Raw genomic sequence first — 18204 nt, forward strand, 5'->3', positions numbered from 1 at the left:
AACAGATATTAAAGAAAACAGCAGCTTGTCGTATTTAGACATTTATCCAAATCCTACCAATAGCATTGCAAACGTTGCATTTGGTATGAAACAATCGGAAAATGTATTGATTACTGTTTACAATATGTTAGGGCAAAAAGTAATGACTGATAACGAAGGTGTATTAGCACAAGGGCAACACATCATTCAGTTGGATGGATCAAATTTGACTAACGGAATTTATTTTGTGAATATCATTGCCAATAATAATTCCATCACTAAGAAAGTTATCATTAGTAAATAAATTTTTCTAAATTAATTAAATGAATCAGCGGTTTGGAACGTTTTTTGAATGTCCTGCCGCTGATTTATTTTTTTAACCTTTTTTAAAACTTCATTATGAAAAAATATTTTTTAGTTATTATTGCGGCTGCTTTTACGGGTATTTCCTTTACAGCACCTCAGCAAAAAGCATTGCAAAAATTACCTTCCGTTGATTTAAAAGCATTGGACGGTAGCGTTTTTAACACCAGCAAAATTAGCAACAACGGAAAGCCCATTATTATTGATTTTTGGGCTACTTGGTGCAAACCTTGCAAAAAAGAATTGGATGCCATTGCAGAAGAATATCCTGATTGGCAAAAAGAAACTGGCGTAAAAGTAATTGCTATATCTATTGACGATGCCAGAGCTGCCGCCAACGTGGCTACCGACGTGAATGCAAAAGGTTGGACGTATGATGTGTACATCGACGAAAATCAAGATTTTAAACGCGCTATGAATGTGAACAATGTACCTTTTACCTTTGTTTTGAATGGAAACGGAGAAATTGTTTGGCAACATAATTCCTATGCGGAAGGAGATGCCGACAAACTGTATGATATTGTGAAAAAAGTTGCTAAAGGCGAAAAAATAACCGAATAAAAAAATAATTTTTAGACTCGATTTAGATTGTGAAAAAGAAAAAAAATGTTGCAAAAATAACGCTGTCGTTTCTCCTATTTACTACCTGCTATACGCTGCAAGCCCAAAATAATATGGGACAAATACACGGGAATTTCGAATTGGATGCACAATACTATAACCCCGATTCAACTATTGGAGCGCCACCTGTTCCTGAAAAAATGTTGAGCAATGGATTCCTTAATGTGAATTATACAAACGGCAATATTTCTGCTGGATTTCGTTATGAAAGTTATTTAGATGTGATGCAAGGTTTTGATTCTCGTTATCAAGGTACAGGCATTCCGTATCGTTATTTCAGCTATAAAATGGATAACATGGAAGTTACCGTAGGCAGCTTTTACGAGCAATTTGGTACCGGAATGATTTTTAGAAGTTATGAGGAACGTGGATTGGGATTGGATAATGCAATGGATGGAGTACGTCTGCGCTACAATCCTTACAAAGGAATTTACATCAAAGGAATTATCGGGAAACAACGCGAATTTTTTAGCGAAGGTCCTGGATTGGTGAGAGGAGCAGACGGCGAAGTAAATTTAAATGAGTTGATTGATAAAATGGCGAATGATAAAACACATATTATCCTTGGTGGAAGTTTTGTTAGTAAATACCAAGTGGATCAAGATCCCATTTATGTATTACCGCAAAATGTTGGTGCAAGCGCCGGACGCATTAATATCATTCGAAATGGATTAAATTTATACGGGGAATATGCCTACAAAATAAATGATCCTTCTACGTTCAATCATTACATTTATAAACCAGGACAATCCTTGTTGGTGATGACCAGTTATTCCCAAAAAGGATTTTCTATTACACTGGACGGAAAACGCGTGGATAATATGGATTTTAAATCCGATCGTACTCAAACAGGAAGTGTGTTAGATATTAATTATTTACCAGCACTTACACTGCAACATACAGAGGAATTAATGTCGTTTTACCCTTATGCTACACAGCCAAACGGTGAAATGGGTTTCGAAAGTGAAGTGCAATATAAAATTAAAAAAGAATCCTTACTTGGCGGACATTACGGCACAGATTTACTCGTTAATTTTTCGGGCGCTAACTCCTTGGATACGGTTAATGTAAATGATATGAGCACAACGCGCCAAGGATACAAATCCGATTTTTTTGCCATCGGGCAAGAAACGTATTACCGCGATTTATTTACTTCCGTACATCATAAATTTTCCAAACAATTTACAGGAACTGCCGAATATGCCTATCAAGTTTACAATAAAAACGTAATACAAGGACAAGTTGGCTGGCCCACTATTTACTCCAACATTGCGGTGGTAGATGTAACCTATAAATTTAATTCCGATCATGCTTTGCGTTGTGATTTAGAACATTTAGCAACCAAGCAAGACATGCACAATTGGGCTTCGTTGTTGTTAGAATATAGCTTAGGTTCCAATTGGTTTGTATCTGCATTGGATGAATACAATTATGGAAATCCAAATCCGGCACAACAAATTCATTATTTCATCGCCAATGCTGGCTATACCATTAATGCCAGCCGTATTACTGTTGGTTACGGAAAACAACGTGCCGGAATTTTTTGTGTAGGCGGCGTATGCCGTAATGTACCAGCATCAAATGGTTTAACCTTAAGCATTACAAGTAGCTTTTAATCGTTCAAAAAAATAATTTTTCAAATGAAAAAAATACTGATTTTTGGATGCATCGCGAGTTTATTTTTACTCGCTTCCTGCGATAAAGTAAACAATCCGTATAAACCACAAAGCACTAAAACAATTACTGGGAATAATGCCGTGCGTAAAGTGTTGGTGGAAGATTATACCGGACATCTTTGTGGAAATTGCCCAACAGCTGGAGCAGAATCGGAAACATTGCGCCAATTGTATGGGAATCAAGTGGTGTGTATGGAATTAAATGTAAGTGCTTCTTTTGCTGGACCTTGTCCATCGCCAAACCCTTTACCAACAGGGGCTCCAACAGGGGCGTACAGTGTTGATTACCGCTCGGCTGTTGGTACTACTTACGATAATTTTTTTGGGATTTCAAATAATGGATTACCACAAGGTATGATTGATCGCTTTACAGTTAGTGGAAGCAAAGGGTTGCCTACTACTGCTTGGGCAACGGTGGTTGATAGTTTAACAAAAGCGCCGATATTGGCAAACATCACCGTTACCAATACGTATAATACTTCCACAAGAATGTTAAACACCAGCCTTTCATCTCAATTTGTATCTGCTTTAAGCGGAACAAATACCTATAAATTGGTTGTATTATTGGTTCAGGATAGTATTTTTGATTGGCAAGAAGATTATGCCACAAACCCGAGTGATATTCCCAATTATTCAAAACGTTTTACATTACGTGATGTCATTAACAATGCTTGGGGCGATACCTTAGCAACAGGAAACGTAAGTGCTGGAACAACGGTTGTAAAAAGTTATACAAATTATCACATCAATCCAGCATGGAATGCCGCAACGTGTCATGTGATTTCGTTTATTTACGAAACCTCTGATAATTTTGTATTGCAAGCGGAGGATGATCGAGTGGAGTAAAAACCCATTTGAAAAATTAAGCAGTATCGAAAACTGGTTGTAAATCTCAATGACCCATACACATTGCAGCTGTCTGTTTTGGAAATTAGCAAATACCGCTAAAAACAAAAGCCTCATTATCTTTCGATAACAAGGCTATGCTTAATTCTTGAAACTTGGAAGCTTTCAAGAATCGTACCCGAGACCGGGATCGAACCGGTATGAAGGTTAATTCACTGGTGTTTGAGACCAGCGCGTCTACCAATTCCGCCACCCGGGCAATTATTTTTCAAGAAAAAAGTCCTAAAACGGAGGACGAAATTATTCATTTGTTTTGGATACGCAATTTTTTTTATTTTTTTTCTTCAAAAAAGAACCTTCCAAAAAATAATTTTTCAAATCCATCTTCGCAAAATCCAATATCTATCGTTAATTTGTATCGGGAATAAAAGCATGCCAAAACAAACTTTCAAAAAGCAAGAACGACTTTGCAGTCAAATCCTCATCGAGGAATTGATAAAGACCGGAAAATTCTTTTCTGTAGCGCCTTTTAGAGTGGTGTGGAAAAAAGCAGTTTCGGAAAATAATTTTTTAACACAAATATTAATCAGCGTCCCGAAAAGAAAATTTAAACGTGCCGTCGATCGAAATCACTTGAAACGATTGATACGAGAAGCATATCGCAAAAACAAAGAAACACTTCTTTTACAAAAAGAAAATACGCGCATCGCATTTATTTATACCTCGAGCACGTCGCTTTCGTATGCGGAAATCGAATCGAAAATATTATTAATTTTACAACGTTTATCGCAGGAAAATGAATAAAATGATGAGCGCTTTTTTTATTGTTTTGATAAAATTTTATCAAAATGCGATTTCGCCTCATTTAACGCCTTCGTGCAGATACACGCCTTCTTGCTCGCAGTATGGCATTGAAGCTATAAAAAAATACGGCGCCGGAAAAGGCGGATATTTAACGTTGAAAAGAATTTTGTCGTGCCATCCTTGGGGCGGTCACGGACACGATCCGGTTCCTTGAAAAAACAGTTTTAAAAAAATATTTTTTGATGAAGACTTTTTTCCATATTCTAAAAAAATTTCGTTTAGCGATAATTGCTGTAAGCATTGTTGGTTATGCGATTGTTTCGTATAGTTTCGCGGATAATTATTTTGAGATTTCTAAAAATCTCGACATTTTTTCGACGATGTTTCGAGAATTAAATATTTATTACGTGGACAGTATTCAGCCCGGAACCTTGATGAAAAAAGGCATGGATGCGATGTTGGCTTCTTTGGATCCGTACACTGATTACATTCCAGAATCTGAAATTGAAGATTTTCGTTTTATGACAACGGGCCAGTACGGCGGTATTGGCGCGCTCATTCGCCAAAAAGGCGATTACATTTATATTGCGGAACCGTACGAGGGTTTTCCTGCACAAAAAGCAGGCTTGATGGCGGGAGATAAAATTTTAGAAATTGATGGCATTTCCGTGAAGGGAAAAAGTCCTGATGACATCGGGAAATTTTTGAAAGGCCAGCCGAATACGGCAATAAAAATATTGGTGGAACGAGACGGACAACAGCTTTTAAAAACGCTTCAGCGCGAAGAAATTAAAGTGAGCAGCGTGCCCTATTACGGGATGGTAAGCAAGAATACAGGTTATATTCAATTAACCAGTTTTACGGAAAACTGCGCCGATTCAGTGAAAAACGCTTTTTTACAGTTGAAAAAAAATCCGGATTTTAAATATTTAATCTTTGATTTGCGCGGAAATCCAGGCGGTTTACTCAACGAAGCCGTGGATATGGTGAATATTTTTGAACCGCAAGGACAAGTCGTTGTCAATACAAAAGGCAAAATGGCGGAATGGGATCATAGCCATAAAACACTTAATCCGCCAACGGATTTAAACACGCACATTGTAGTGCTTGTGAACGGCGGTTCCGCATCCGCAGCGGAAATTGTTTCCGGAAGTATTCAGGATTTAGACAGAGGTGTTATTCTCGGACAACGCACATTTGGTAAAGGTTTGGTGCAACAAACGCGGCCGTTGAGTTACAATGCGGAATTAAAATTAACGGTTGCAAAATATTACATTCCGAGCGGAAGATGTATTCAGAAATTAGATTATTCGCACCGTGCGCAAAATGGCACTGTGCCTGATGTTCCAGATTCTTTGATTACAGCTTTTCGTACGAAAGACGGACGAATTGTATACGACGGCGGCGGTATTGATCCGGATGTGAAATTTCAACAAGATCAAATTAGCAACATCGAACTCAGTCTGATTAATAAATCCTTAATTTTTGATTTCGCAACACAATATCGCACGCAACATCCTACCATTCCTTCGGTAGCGGATTTCTCGATTACTGATCAAGATTTCAATAATTTTTTGGATTTCATTAAAGATAAAAATTACGATTATACCACGAAAAGCGAACAAACTTTAGAACAGCTTAAAAAAGATACGAAAAAAGAAAATTATTATGAGGACATAACACCTGAATTTACGGCTTTGGAAGACAAAATAAAACACGATAAAAAAGCCGATTTACAAAAAAATAAAAAAGGTATTATGGAATTAATCGAAAACGAAATTGTATCGCGTTATTATTATCAAAAAGGACGGCAAGCAGACAATCTGAAATGGGATCCGGAAATTACGGATGCTGTTACGCTGCTAAATGATACGGCTCGCTACGACTCGATTTTAACTACCATCGCCAAACCGATTCACTCTTTTCATGATCAGCAAACAGGACTTCATACACAGAAATAAAATTTTATTTTAGTACTCCGAAAAATTAATTTTTCATGAAGATAAATTTGCCTCGCTCATACCATTCTGCTATTTATTTTTTCGGCTTGGCAATTTTGGTAATTGGTTTGCCTTTGTCCATGTTTTTAATGAGTTTGGCGCAAATTGTTTTACTCCTCAATTGGTTGTGGGAAGGACATCTGAAAGAAAAAATTTGCAAATTTTGGAACAATAAGGCTGCTGTAATTATTGCTTCTGTATTTATTTTACATTTGATTGGATTGCTCTACACGAGCGATTTTGATTACGGTTTAGAAGATATCCGAAAAAAAATCCCACTGTTTTTACTTCCTTTGATACTTTCTTCTTCTGAAAAAATTTCGCTTAAAAAATTGCATTGGATTTTACATATTTTTATTGCTGCCGTACTGTGTTCCACTTTTATTTCGATGTCCGTATTTTTTGGATACATTCCTACAGATCCGCCACAAACCGTGATTGTAGACGTGCGCGACATATCTATTTTTATTGCTGCGATACGTTTGGCATTGTTAATTTGCATCTGCATTTTTACTTTGGCATATTACATTTACACGGAAAAAAGTACGTCGAAAAAATATTTTTTTGCGCTCCTTATTTTATGGTTTATTATTTTTATGATTATTCTGGAATCCATTACTGGCTTGCTGGTTCTGTTTCTCGTTAGTTTTATTTTATTGATTTATTTGGCGTGGAAACAGCATAAAAGAATATTTTTCGCACTAATGATTTTGTTGCCGATAATTGTTTTTGCGTATGCCGCGATGAGGATTCATCAATACGATAAAATGCCTCCGAAAATTAATTTTTCAACGCTTGAAAAAAAAACGTCGCAACGCAATTTATATTTCAACGACAGCACCAGCACACTTTCCGAAAACGGGCATTTTGTGATGATGTATATTTGTTGGAATGAGTTGGAAACCTCTTGGAATAGGCGAAGCACTATTAAATTTGATCAAAAAGATTTAAAAGGAAACGATATTAAATACACCTTGATTCGTTTCCTCACATCTAAAAATGAACGCAAAGATGCAGTGGGCGTAAATACATTAAGTGACGCTGAAATTTTTTCCATCCAAAAAGGAATTCCAAATTATAAGTATCAACACTTGGGAAATCTAAATGCGCGGTTGTATCAATTGTTGGGCGATATTCATACGTTTGAAAACAATGAAAACCCTTCTGGACATTCAGTTTCGCAACGCTTGTCGTATTGGAAAGCCGCCATTGGTATTATTCAACGTAATCCGCTGATTGGTGTTGGAACGGGCGATGTAAAAAATGCGTTTGCTGCCGAATATATTCGTGAAAAATCGCCTCTTAAGGTAGAAGAGCGGTTGCGTTCACACAATCAATTTCTGGCTATTGGCGTGGCTTTTGGGATTATTGGTTTCGCGTGGTTTGTTCTTTCTCTTGTATATCCACTGTTGCGGGAAAAAGGATTTTCTAATTATTTTTATATCACTTTTTTTCTGATTGCTTTGCTTTCTATGTTTAGTGAAGATACACTTGAAACACAAGCTGGAGCTACTTTTTTCGCATTCTTTAATGCCTTTTTTCTCTTCAATAATTTCTCCTTTAAAAACGAAAAAATAGACGAATGAAAATCCTTGAAGTAAATACCGAAAAATCATGGCGAGGAGGAGAGCGTCAAACTTTTTATAACATGAAAGGCTTTCGTGATGCAGGATTAGAGGTAGATGTGTTGTGTCGAAAAAAATATCCGTTGTCTCATATTTCCAAAAAAAATGATTTTAATACGTACCAAGTAAAATCATTTTTTCAAACAATTTTATTTTTACTTTTTTACGGAAATGATTACGATCTGATTCACGCACAAACTGCCAAAGCTCAGTTTGCAGCGGTTCTTTCAAAATTTATTCATCGCAAGCCAGTCGTTTATACACGCAGAGTTGATTTTGTTCCGAGTGGATTTTTTACGAAAATGAAATACCGTTTTACAAATAAATTAATTGCTATTTCCAATCCAGTGAAAACTATTTTGGAAAATTTTGGAATGGAAAATGTTTCCGTGATTAGCGATGCGTTAGAAATTTCACCCATTGATAAAGAGCGTGCTGAAAAATTTATTTTTGAAAATTCTTGGAAGGATAAAAAAATTATTGGAACTATTGCTGCGCTTGTTCCGCACAAAGATCCGATTACGATGGTGAATGCCATTTATGAACTTTCCTTACTTCGAAACGATTTTGTTTTTTTGCACTTTGGAGAAGGAGTTTTGGAAAAAAAGGTGGAAGCTGAAATCGAAAAACTAGGTCTCGAAAAAATATTTTTTCTGAATGGATTTACAGAAGATGTTACAGATTATTTTTCTGTGTTTGATGTTTTTGCGATGAGCTCTGAAGAAGAAGGTTTGGGTAGTAGCGTTTTGGATGCCTTTATTTACAAGGTTTCGGTGGCAAGTACAAATGCTGGAGGATTAAACGAATTGATTTCTGGAAGAGGGTTGGTTTCAGAAAAGAAAGATGCAAAAATGCTCGCAAAAAATATTTCGGAGCTGCTCGATAATCAAAATTTGAAAAATGAATTGACTGAAAAAGCTTTTCTTTATGCTTCTGAAAGACATTCCATTCCCGCCATTACTGCCGAATATATAAGTGTTTTCGAAAAATTACTTTCCAAGTAATTGCAATTTTTTATATTTCAAATACGTGTGTTTGGCTGAAATTTTACTGATGACAAATCCGTAATAACCATCCAAAAATCCTAAACGAATAAAATAACTACTGATAAATTTTGCAATCGGATTGAAATAAATAGTTGTGAAATTGGCTTTGTTTCCTTTGATATATAAGGCTTTTGAGGCAATATCGCTGAAATAATTTATTTGTTTGATATGATCTTCAATCGTGTAGAAACTATAATGTAAAATATCGCCTTGCAAAAATCCAAGTCTTGAATTTTTATTTTCCATTTCATATTTATCGTGTGGATTTGTGCCGCCCCATTTGCCTTTCCGACTATCCCACAAACGCATTTTTTTATCTGGATACCAGCCGCAATGCCTAATCCACTTCCCGCAATAATTAGTCAAACGATTCATTTCATAACCATCAAACTGCCAATTCTTTTTAGCATCCGAAATATTTTTTTTCAAATTTTCGTCTAATGCTTCATCGGCATCTAATGATAAAATATGTGGATAAAGCGCTTGCGTAATCGCCCAATTTTTTTGTTCGATGTGCCCATCAAATTTATGAGAGATAAATCGCGCCTCGTATTTGCTACAAATTTCTTCCGTTTTATCAGTTGAAAAAGAGTCCACCACTACAATATCATCGGCAATATCTTTCACGGACGACAAACATCTTTCGATATTTATTTCTTCGTTAAAGGCAATGATAACAACGGATAATTTTATTTCGTTCATCTTATTTTGTGAAACAAATGTACTATATAAAGGGAAATGAAACGTCCGAAATTAGCGTTTGAAAAATTATTTTTTGAAAGCCTCTTTTGCATTATATCGTATATTTGTTTTGATTTATGGAAGCCATTCAACAATTGATAAAATCTTTTAAAGCGGGCGATGCGAAAGCGTTGGCGCGTTGCATCACCATTGTTGAAAACGAATTAGAAGGACATTCGGAAATTTTAGCATCGCTAACGTTTACTAAAAATACACCTTTGATTGGCATTACTGGTCCACCAGGTGCAGGGAAAAGCACTCTCGTAAATGCGGTGATTTCGAAATTATCAGAACAAAAAAAGAAAATCGGAATTGTTGCCATTGATCCTACATCGCCTTTTAATTACGGTTCTTTACTCGGAGATCGCCTACGAATGAGCGAACATTTTACGGATGAAAATATTTTTATTCGTTCGCTTGCTACGCGCGGATCGCTCGGTGGGTTGTCTGCTAAAACCATAGAAATTACAGATGTGATGCGTGCTTTCGGTTTTGATTATGTGTTTGTGGAAACGGTGGGCGTGGGACAATCGGAAGTAGAGATTGCGGGTTTGGCGGACACGACGGTGCTTGTGTTGGTTCCAGAATCGGGCGATGATATACAAACCAGTAAATCTGGAATTATGGAGATTGCTGATATTTTTGTAGTGAATAAATCCGACAGAGAAGGCGCAGATATTTTTATGAAAAACCTGAAGCAATCTGTTGTTTCTAAAAGCGATTGGCACATTCCGATTTTAAAAACGATTGCTTCTCAAAATATTGGAATTATTGAGCTTGTAACTGCAATTGAGCAACATTTTAAAATAGGAATTACCAACGAAAAAAAAATATTTTTGTTAGCTGAGAAAGCCTATAAATTGATACAATACGAGCGGATGAAAACGGTTTCTAAAAAAGAATTGCAAAATAAAATTTCTGTAAAAATAAAATTTCCTGATTTTAATTTGTATTGTTTTGTGAAGGATTTTTTCGCAGAATAATTCTCCGGAAATAGTGCTTCGAAAAATTATTTTTTTGAACGTGTTTTTTCTTCTCCTTTACAGCGTGCGAATCAGCGCTTATTTTCCTTACTTTTGAAAAAAATAAAATAATTATGTTAAAATCTATGACCGGTTTTGGAAAATCAAGTATTGATTTTTCTGAAAAAAAAATTTCTGTTGAGATGCGCTCTTTAAACAGCAAACAATTAGATCTAAGCGTTCGCATGCCAGGACGATACAAGGCGAAAGAAACAGAATTACGTTCGGAATTGGGAAAAATTCTCGATCGCGGAAAAGTGGATGTCGTAATTTATACCGAAGAAGAAGAGCGCGAAAAAAAATTTTCTGTCAATAAAGTATTAGCTAAACAATATTTTGACGAGTTGAAAGCCTTGGAAACAGAGCTGGATCAAACACCTCAAAATTATTTATCGGTGATTTTAAAAATGCCAGATGTATTGCAAGTAGAAAATTCAGAGCCAGATGAAAGCGAATGGTCTTCGGTAATGATTGCCGTAAAAGCAGCAGCTGAAAAATTAAATGAATTTCGCGGAGACGAAGGAAAGGTATTGGCGCAAGAGCTCGGAAAAAGAATTGAGAATATTTTGAAAGGTCTGAAAGACGTAGAAGAAGCTGATCCTTTAAGGATAAAAAAAATCAGAGATCGAATTCAAAAAAATATTTCTGAAGTTGTTGTTGTAGATAAAATAGATCATAACCGTTTCGAACAAGAAATGATTTATTACGTTGAAAAAATTGATATCACAGAAGAAAAAGTGCGCCTAAAAACACATTGTAATTATTTTACGACAACGATGCAAGAGCCTTCTTGCGGAAGGAAACTCGGATTTATTTCCCAAGAAATTGGTCGCGAAATTAACACCATTGGCTCGAAAGCAAATGATGTAAGCATTCAAAAAATAATTGTTCAGATGAAAGATGAATTGGAAAAAATTAAAGAACAATCGCTAAACGTTTTGTAAAATGAACGGTAAATTAATTATTTTTTCAGCTCCTTCCGGTGCAGGAAAAACAACCATTGTACATCATTTATTGAAAGTAAATTCTTTGTTGGAATTTTCCGTTTCGGCTTGTAGTAGAGCCAAAAGAGGAACTGAAAAAAATGGCGCGGATTATTATTTTTTAAGTGTAGAAGAATTTAAAAAACGAATCGAAAACAATGAATTTATTGAGTGGGAAGAAGTATATGAAAATCATTTTTATGGAACACTTCGCAGTGAAATTGAGCGTATTTGGAAAATGGGCAAACACGTTATTTTTGATGTGGATGTAGACGGAGGATTGAATTTGAAAAAACAATTTGGTGCGCAAGCATTGGCTATTTTTGTGATGCCGCCTTCCATTGCCAGTTTAGAAAAACGATTGAAAGGAAGAAAAACAGAAACGCCGGAAAGTATTGCCAGACGTACTGCTAAAGCAGTTGTAGAATTAGAAAAAGCACACTTGTTTGATAAAATTTTATTGAATGAACATTTGCATATTGCCTTCGCGGAAGCAGAAAAATTAGTGAACGAATTTTTAACCTGATTTTTTAAATGAAAATTGGACTTCTTTTCGGATCCTTCAACCCCATTCACGTTGGACACATGGTGATTGCCAATTACATGTTGGAATTTACCGATTTGGAACGCTTGTGGATTGTTGTTTCTCCGCATAATCCGCTGAAAGAAAAAAAAGGATTGTTAGCGAACAATCATCGCTTTGCCTTGGTACAAGAAGCAATTGGAGATCATCCAAAAATGAAAGCAAGTAAGATAGAATTTAATTTACCGCAGCCTTCATACACGATAAATACTCTTACCTATTTAAAAGAAAAACATCCAAAAGATGAATTTGTGTTGATTATGGGCAGCGATAATTTGAATACGTTTCATAAATGGAAAAATTACGAAAGCATTTTAGAAAATTATCAGCTATACATTTATCCGCGCCCCAACGAAGTTGGAGATGATTTAAAAAATCATCCGAACGTAAAAATAACGGAAGCGCCGCTCATGGATATTTCTTCTTCTTTTATAAGAGAAGCCATTCGGAATAAAAAAAATGTCTCTCATTTTATGCCCGAACCCGTTGCACGTTACGTGCAGGAAATGAATTTCTACAAAAAATAAAGAGCCGAAATTAGTCTTCAAAAAAATAATTTTTCAAAACACTTTTTCAAGTAAAAAAAAAGTTTTATTTTTACAGATATAGATTATTTTGATATCTCTTAAAAACCTAAAACCATGAACGAAAAAATGCCATCCGTAACTTTAAAAAGAAAAAATATTTCTGCGCTGATAGAATATTGTTTAGACAATAAAATCGATATGTCGGTTAAAGCGCAGGCCATTCAGCAAGATGAATTTGATATTGAATTCACTTCGCTCGATACGAAGAAAGCCATTTTACTCGGGATGTGCTTGCGCGATTTACGATTAGAATTGAACGGATTAAATACCTTGATGCCTTCGAAAGTGGCTAAAAAAACAATTCCTGCTAAAGAAATACCTGTTTCTAAAAAAGCGGAAAACAATGGAGCATTGGCTTTTGAAGAAAATTTAGAATTTAATTTAGAAGGTGCGAATTAATTTTTGCATTCATTTTTAAGGCTTCGAAAAATTAATTTTTCGAAGCCTTATTCTTTAAACAACCATTGCTTTGTTGTTCATTCCAATCATCTCCATTGCAGCATTTACAATACCTTCTGGATGATATCCACATTCGGTGTGAAGCTCCATTTGTTCCCCGTGTTCAATTACTCTATCGGGAATTCCCAATCGTTTTACTTGCGCAGAATAATTATTGTCTGCCATAAATTCAATCACGGCACTACCCATTCCGCCCATCACACAGCCATCTTCCACCGTAATTACTTTATTGAATTTAGAAAAAACTTCGTGTAATAATTTTTCATCAATCGGTTTTACAAAACGCATATCGTAATGCGCTGCGCTGATACCTTTTTTCTCCAATTGTTTGCAAGCGTCCAACGCATAATTTCCCACATGACCAATCGTTAAAATTGCCAGATCCTCTCCATTCTTAATAGTTCTGGCTTTACCAATTTCTATCTCCGAAAAATCTTTTTTCCAATCAGGCATCACACCATTTCCACGCGGATAGCGAATAGAAAATGGAGATTTTATTTTTTCTAACTGTGCTGTGTACATTAAATTTCGGAGCTCTTCTTCGTTCATTGGAGCGGAAACAATCATGTTTGGAATGCAGCGGAAATAAGCTAAATCGTAAGCTCCGTGATGCGTTGCGCCATCTGAACCTGCAATTCCACCTCTATCCAAACAAAAAACAACGTGCAAATTTTGAATCGCCACATCGTGAATTACCTGATCGTAGGCACGTTGCATAAACGTAGAATAAATATTGCAAAAAGGCACTAAGCCTTGTGTAGCAAGCCCTGCAGAAAATGTAACAGCGTGTTGTTCGGCAATCCCAACATCAAAAGCCCTTTCAGGCATCGCTTTCATCATAATATTCAAAGAACAACCAGAAGGCATTGCTGGGGTAATCCCCATTATTTTAAGGTTTTTTTCTGCCAATTCCACCAAGGTATGTCCAAAAACATCTTGGTATTTGGGAGCTTGCGGCTCTTTCGGAATAATTTTAATAATCTCACCGGTTTCTTTATTGAACAATCCGGGCGAATGCCAAATGGTTTGATTTCCTTCTTCCGAAAATTTATACCCTTTCCCTTTCATCGTCAAACAATGCAAAATTTTAGGACCAGGAATATTTTTTAAATCTTCTAAAATTTTTGTCATTCGGATAACATCGTGTCCGTCAATCGGACCGAAATAACGGAATTTCAAGGATTCGAAAAGATTACTTTGTTTGAGCAAAGAAGATTTAATACCATTTTCTACTTTGGCAACAATTTCGCGCGCGCCAGGTCCGAATTTGCTAATTTTTCCGAGTAAATTCCACACTTCATCTTTTACTTTATTATAGGTATGCGAAGTGGTAATGTCCGTTAAATATTCGCGTAAAGCGCCCACATTCGGATCAATGGACATGCAATTATCATTGAGAATTACCAACAAATTAGAATTCTCGATACCCGCGTGGTTCAAGCCTTCAAAGGCAAGTCCGCCAGTCATCGCGCCATCGCCGATAATAGCAATGTGTTGACGATCATTTTCTTTTTTATAATGCGAAGCCACAGCCATACCAAGCGCTGCAGAGATAGAAGTAGACGAATGTCCTACACCAAATGTATCGTATTCACTTTCGCTGCGTTTCGGAAAACCGCTAATACCATGATAAATACGGTTAGTGTGAAAATTTTTTCGGCGACCTGTTAAAATTTTATGTCCGTAAGCTTGATGTCCAACGTCCCAAACCAATTGATCGTAAGGCGTATTGAAAATATAATGCAAAGCAACGGTAAGCTCCACTACGCCTAAGCTGGCGCCGAAATGCCCGCCTTTTTTAGAAACCAAATCAATGATGTATTGACGAAGCTCGTCGCAAACTTGCGGCAATTCTTCTTCTTTTAATTTTCGTAAATCAGCAGGAACAACAATGTTTTCCAGTAATTTTCCGGTTTTAAAATCCATCTGTTTTCGTGTAATAGTATGCAAAGGTATGAAAATTTAATTTTTGCACGGGACATTCTTCCATTGAAAAAATAGGCTTTGAAAAAATATTTTTTTGAAGGCATTATTTCTGTATCAAAAACTAATTCGAAGAAAAACTATCTTTGCAAAAAATAAATCATGAATCGTTTACTTACAGGCGTACAAAGCACAGGCATTCCACATCTCGGAAATTTACTCGGAGCCATTATTCCGGCAATTGAACTTTCTAAAAAAGGTGCGCACGAATCTTTTTTTTTCATTGCGGATATGCACTCGCTTACCACCGTTCGCAATTCTGAAACATTGAGAAACAACACGTACAGCACCGCAGCGGCGTGGCTTGCTTTTGGTTTCGATACCGAAAAAAATGTTTTTTACAGACAGTCCGATGTAACGGAAGTATGCGAATTGACTTGGATTTTAAGCTGTTTAACACCTTTTCCGATGTTGGCAAACGCACATTCTTTTAAAGATAAATCAAATCGTTTGGCGGATGTAAATGCTGGATTATTTACCTATCCAGTTTTGATGACGGCAGATATTATTTTGTACGATGCCAACATTGTTCCTGTGGGGAAAGATCAATTGCAACACCTCGAAATGGCGCGCGATATTGCCGGAGTTTTTAATCGTACGTATGGAGAAACATTTGTTATTCCAGAACCGATGATTGATGCAAAAGTGATGATTGTGCCTGGTATCGACGGACAAAAAATGAGTAAATCGTATAATAATTTTATCAATATTTTCTTACCAGATAAGGAGTTGAAAAAAATTATTTTATCCATTAAAACCGATACTACTCCTTTAGAAGCACCAAAAAATCCGGATACGTGTAACGTGTTTGCACTATATCAATTAATGGCATCAGAAACGCAAATTGCCGAAATGAAAGCGAATTATTTGAAAGGCGGATACGGTTACGGAACTGCTAAACAAGCGCTTTTTGAACTCATCGTCGAAAAATATAAAAACGAACGCGCATTGTTTCTTCATTACATGAACAACACAACCGAAATAGAAAAAAAACTTCAACAAGGCGCTATTAAAGCAAAAGCTGTCGCGCAACAAACATTAAAAAAAGTACGCGAAAAAGTGGGATACTAAAATTCGATTTGAAAATTTGCTGATGCTAATTGAAAATTGAGAATGGAAAATTGACAATTGAAAAAGCGTTGTCATTCTGAACGCAGTGAAGAATCTGCACGTTTGAAAAATATTTTTTCAAACAAGAAAAAACAAAAAAATCCCGCATTATTTATTGCGAGATTTTTCATTTGAAAAAATAATTTTTTGAACTATTTTTATTTAATGGCGCTTTGATAAAAATTTTCTGCATCCGTTTTTAATTTCGCATCATCGGCTTTGTTCACATATAACATGTGTCCAGAATTGTAATAAGTAAGCGAAATATTTTTTCTCACATCTTTGCGCAAACCCATGTGATCAACGGCGTATTCGGCATTAAAAAAGGGAGTTGCCAAATCGTAATAACCGCAACATATCATCACTTTTAAATACGGATTTTCAGTCATCGCATCACGCAACGTTTCAGAAACATCTAAATAACTATTCGAGCTGCCAAAACTCCAAGGCCACACATTGGTAAGGGCTTCGTACTGCATATCGCTTTTGTAACCCAAATCTTTACGGATGTATTCATTAAATACGCCGTTAAAAAGTCCGCTTACGCCTGAATAACTTGGATCGTAAGAAGGTGCTTCGCCTGCGTCATCGGCATCTTCGCCGGTGTAACGACTGTCGTAACGACCTACCGTTTTGCCATCATCGCGCAATAATTGCTTGAAAAATCGCCAATCTTGGATGCGTTCGTTTGCGCTTCGAATGTATTCTTTGCTCAGTCCAGTAAAATAATTAAGCGAGTCAATTACTTTGTTGGTAAGCTCTATAGGTGCTTGATCGCCCAATACTAAAAAATAATTGTACGTGCCTTCCGCAAAAATTTTTGTCTTTTGCGCTAAATCTGAAGGGCTCATTGCTTCCAATTCTGGTGAAAGTTTTTTATGAAATTGAGCCGTGGTAGCGTAGGTTGGCAGATACAGCACATACGGAATTTCGTTGCCTTTATTAAATTCTAAATATTGATAATTAAGTACCGACGAAATAAGCGTAATACCATTCAAATACATTCCATACTCATTTTGCAAATAGCCGGAAAGACCCGAAGCGCGCGTAGTTCCATAACTTTCTCCAGTCAAAAATTTCGGACTTCCCCAACGATCGTTACGCGTTGTATACAATCGGATAAAATCTCCAACAGAAGCAATGTCTTGCGCATATCCGTGAAAACGGCGCGGACTCACACCTTTGTTGGTACGACTGTAACCAGTAGATACCGGATCGATAAAAACAAGATCCGTAAAACCAATCCAAGAGTTTGGATTGTCACCGTAAGTGTAAGGAGGCGCTGGCATTCCGCCATTGTCATCTCCAAAATGCACTCGTATCGGACTAATTGCGCCCATGTGCAACCAAATTGACGAAGAGCCTGGACCGCCATTAAATGCAAAGGTTACAGGACGTTTTGCAGCGGGCGCATCGTTGGTATAAGCAATGTAAAATATCTTTGCGAGAAGTTTGCCTAAACTGTCTTTCATAGGCATATAGCCAGTTGTAGCGGTATAATTAATTTCTTTTCCATCTATTGTGATGTGATGATGCGTAATAACGGGCGGCGGAACGCTGTCGCTTTTGTCGTACATCGCGCTAGCGTCTACAGAATGCGATTTTTCGGTATTCTTTTGTGCATACGAATTGTAAAATCCGATAAAACTAAATAGACAAACGGAAAATAGAAGATTTTTTTTCATGAGAATAGATATATAAATAAAGGCTTTCGTGCAAATATAATTATATTTTTTATTGAAAAAATTTTCTGGCGAATACAGATTTTATCTTCGA

At 36.4% G+C, this 18204-nt stretch carries 18 protein-coding genes and 1 tRNA gene; 15 read left to right on the top strand and 4 right to left on the bottom strand.

The annotated features are described in order from the left end of the window. The 4 genes from ABIZ51_07785 to ABIZ51_07800 all read left to right on the top strand — a co-directional run. Nucleotides 1-283, top strand: a 283-nt coding sequence (locus ABIZ51_07785; GenBank protein MEO7088674.1) for a T9SS type A sorting domain-containing protein, incomplete at its 5' end; no start/stop codon positions are given. Nucleotides 284-378: 95 nt separating this feature from the next. After that, on the top strand, nucleotides 379-903 hold the full coding sequence (locus ABIZ51_07790) for a TlpA disulfide reductase family protein (GenBank protein MEO7088675.1): 525 nt from the start codon (nucleotides 379-381) through the stop codon (nucleotides 901-903). Between the two features lie 29 nt (nucleotides 904-932). Further along, entirely contained in the window at nucleotides 933-2579 is a 1647-nt protein-coding gene (locus tag ABIZ51_07795) for a DUF6029 family protein (GenBank protein MEO7088676.1), read from the top strand. A gap of 24 nt (nucleotides 2580-2603) precedes the next feature. Then, nucleotides 2604-3485: an Omp28-related outer membrane protein gene (locus tag ABIZ51_07800; protein ID MEO7088677.1), complete on the top strand. Its 882-nt coding sequence runs from the start codon at nucleotides 2604-2606 to the stop codon at nucleotides 3483-3485. 175 nt (nucleotides 3486-3660) lie between these two features. Here the strand turns inward: ABIZ51_07800 and ABIZ51_07805 are convergent. Beyond that, a tRNA-Leu gene (locus ABIZ51_07805) sits at nucleotides 3661-3744 on the bottom strand. A gap of 173 nt (nucleotides 3745-3917) precedes the next feature. Between ABIZ51_07805 and ABIZ51_07810 the strand changes: the two genes are divergently transcribed. Genes ABIZ51_07810 through ABIZ51_07830 form a run of 5 tightly spaced genes read left to right on the top strand, consistent with a single transcriptional unit; the run spans nucleotide 3918 to nucleotide 8918 of the window. After that, nucleotides 3918-4289, top strand: a complete 372-nt coding sequence (locus ABIZ51_07810) for a ribonuclease P protein component (GenBank protein MEO7088678.1) — start codon at nucleotides 3918-3920, stop codon at nucleotides 4287-4289. Further along, nucleotides 4282-4503, top strand: coding sequence for a membrane protein insertion efficiency factor YidD (gene yidD / locus ABIZ51_07815; GenBank protein MEO7088679.1), 222 nt, complete (start codon nucleotides 4282-4284; stop codon nucleotides 4501-4503). Before ABIZ51_07810 ends, yidD begins: the two co-directional genes overlap by 8 nt. A 28-nt stretch (nucleotides 4504-4531) precedes the next feature. Next, nucleotides 4532-6250 (top strand): S41 family peptidase, encoded by a 1719-nt coding sequence (locus ABIZ51_07820; GenBank protein MEO7088680.1) that lies wholly within the window; start codon nucleotides 4532-4534, stop codon nucleotides 6248-6250. Nucleotides 6251-6285: 35 nt separating this feature from the next. Then, entirely contained in the window at nucleotides 6286-7875 is a 1590-nt protein-coding gene (locus ABIZ51_07825) for an O-antigen ligase family protein (protein ID MEO7088681.1), read from the top strand. Next, nucleotides 7872-8918: a glycosyltransferase gene (locus ABIZ51_07830; GenBank protein ID MEO7088682.1), complete on the top strand. Its 1047-nt coding sequence runs from the start codon at nucleotides 7872-7874 to the stop codon at nucleotides 8916-8918. The genes ABIZ51_07825 and ABIZ51_07830 overlap by 4 nt, the downstream gene beginning before the upstream one ends. On the opposite strand, the gene ABIZ51_07835 is transcribed toward ABIZ51_07830, so the two are convergent. Further along, nucleotides 8904-9662 (bottom strand): glycosyltransferase family 2 protein, encoded by a 759-nt coding sequence (locus ABIZ51_07835; protein ID MEO7088683.1) that lies wholly within the window; start codon nucleotides 9660-9662, stop codon nucleotides 8904-8906. The genes ABIZ51_07830 and ABIZ51_07835 overlap by 15 nt on opposite strands. A 116-nt stretch (nucleotides 9663-9778) precedes the next feature. Between ABIZ51_07835 and meaB the strand changes: the two genes are divergently transcribed. The 5 genes from meaB to ABIZ51_07860 all read left to right on the top strand — a co-directional run bounded on the left by meaB (nucleotide 9779) and on the right by ABIZ51_07860 (nucleotide 13275). Continuing rightward, the gene (gene meaB, locus ABIZ51_07840) at nucleotides 9779-10684 is read left to right on the top strand and encodes a methylmalonyl Co-A mutase-associated GTPase MeaB (protein ID MEO7088684.1); all 906 of its coding nucleotides are present in this window, start codon (nucleotides 9779-9781) and stop codon (nucleotides 10682-10684) included. Nucleotides 10685-10797: 113 nt separating this feature from the next. Continuing rightward, the gene (locus ABIZ51_07845) at nucleotides 10798-11667 is read left to right on the top strand and encodes a YicC/YloC family endoribonuclease (protein ID MEO7088685.1); all 870 of its coding nucleotides are present in this window, start codon (nucleotides 10798-10800) and stop codon (nucleotides 11665-11667) included. Nucleotide 11668: 1 nt separating this feature from the next. Next, nucleotides 11669-12232, top strand: a complete 564-nt coding sequence (gmk, locus tag ABIZ51_07850) for a guanylate kinase (GenBank protein ID MEO7088686.1) — start codon at nucleotides 11669-11671, stop codon at nucleotides 12230-12232. Nucleotides 12233-12240: 8 nt separating this feature from the next. After that, entirely contained in the window at nucleotides 12241-12816 is a 576-nt protein-coding gene (nadD, locus tag ABIZ51_07855) for a nicotinate (nicotinamide) nucleotide adenylyltransferase (protein MEO7088687.1), read from the top strand. Nucleotides 12817-12930: 114 nt separating this feature from the next. Beyond that, nucleotides 12931-13275, top strand: a complete 345-nt coding sequence (locus ABIZ51_07860; GenBank protein MEO7088688.1) for a hypothetical protein — start codon at nucleotides 12931-12933, stop codon at nucleotides 13273-13275. Between the two features lie 54 nt (nucleotides 13276-13329). Here ABIZ51_07860 and dxs read toward each other — a convergent pair whose 3' ends face one another. Further along, nucleotides 13330-15261 (bottom strand): 1-deoxy-D-xylulose-5-phosphate synthase, encoded by a 1932-nt coding sequence (dxs, locus tag ABIZ51_07865; GenBank protein MEO7088689.1) that lies wholly within the window; start codon nucleotides 15259-15261, stop codon nucleotides 13330-13332. A gap of 159 nt (nucleotides 15262-15420) precedes the next feature. Here dxs and trpS point away from each other — a divergent pair, with 159 nt between their 5' ends. Then, nucleotides 15421-16389 (top strand): tryptophan--tRNA ligase, encoded by a 969-nt coding sequence (gene trpS, locus ABIZ51_07870; protein MEO7088690.1) that lies wholly within the window; start codon nucleotides 15421-15423, stop codon nucleotides 16387-16389. 197 nt (nucleotides 16390-16586) lie between these two features. Here trpS and ABIZ51_07875 read toward each other — a convergent pair whose 3' ends face one another. Continuing rightward, nucleotides 16587-18113: a peptidase S10 gene (locus ABIZ51_07875; protein MEO7088691.1), complete on the bottom strand. Its 1527-nt coding sequence runs from the start codon at nucleotides 18111-18113 to the stop codon at nucleotides 16587-16589. Nucleotides 18114-18204 lie beyond the last annotated feature (91 nt).

This window comes from Bacteroidia bacterium (assembly GCA_039924845.1).
GTDB lineage: Bacteria > Bacteroidota > Bacteroidia > DATLTG01 > DATLTG01 > DATLTG01.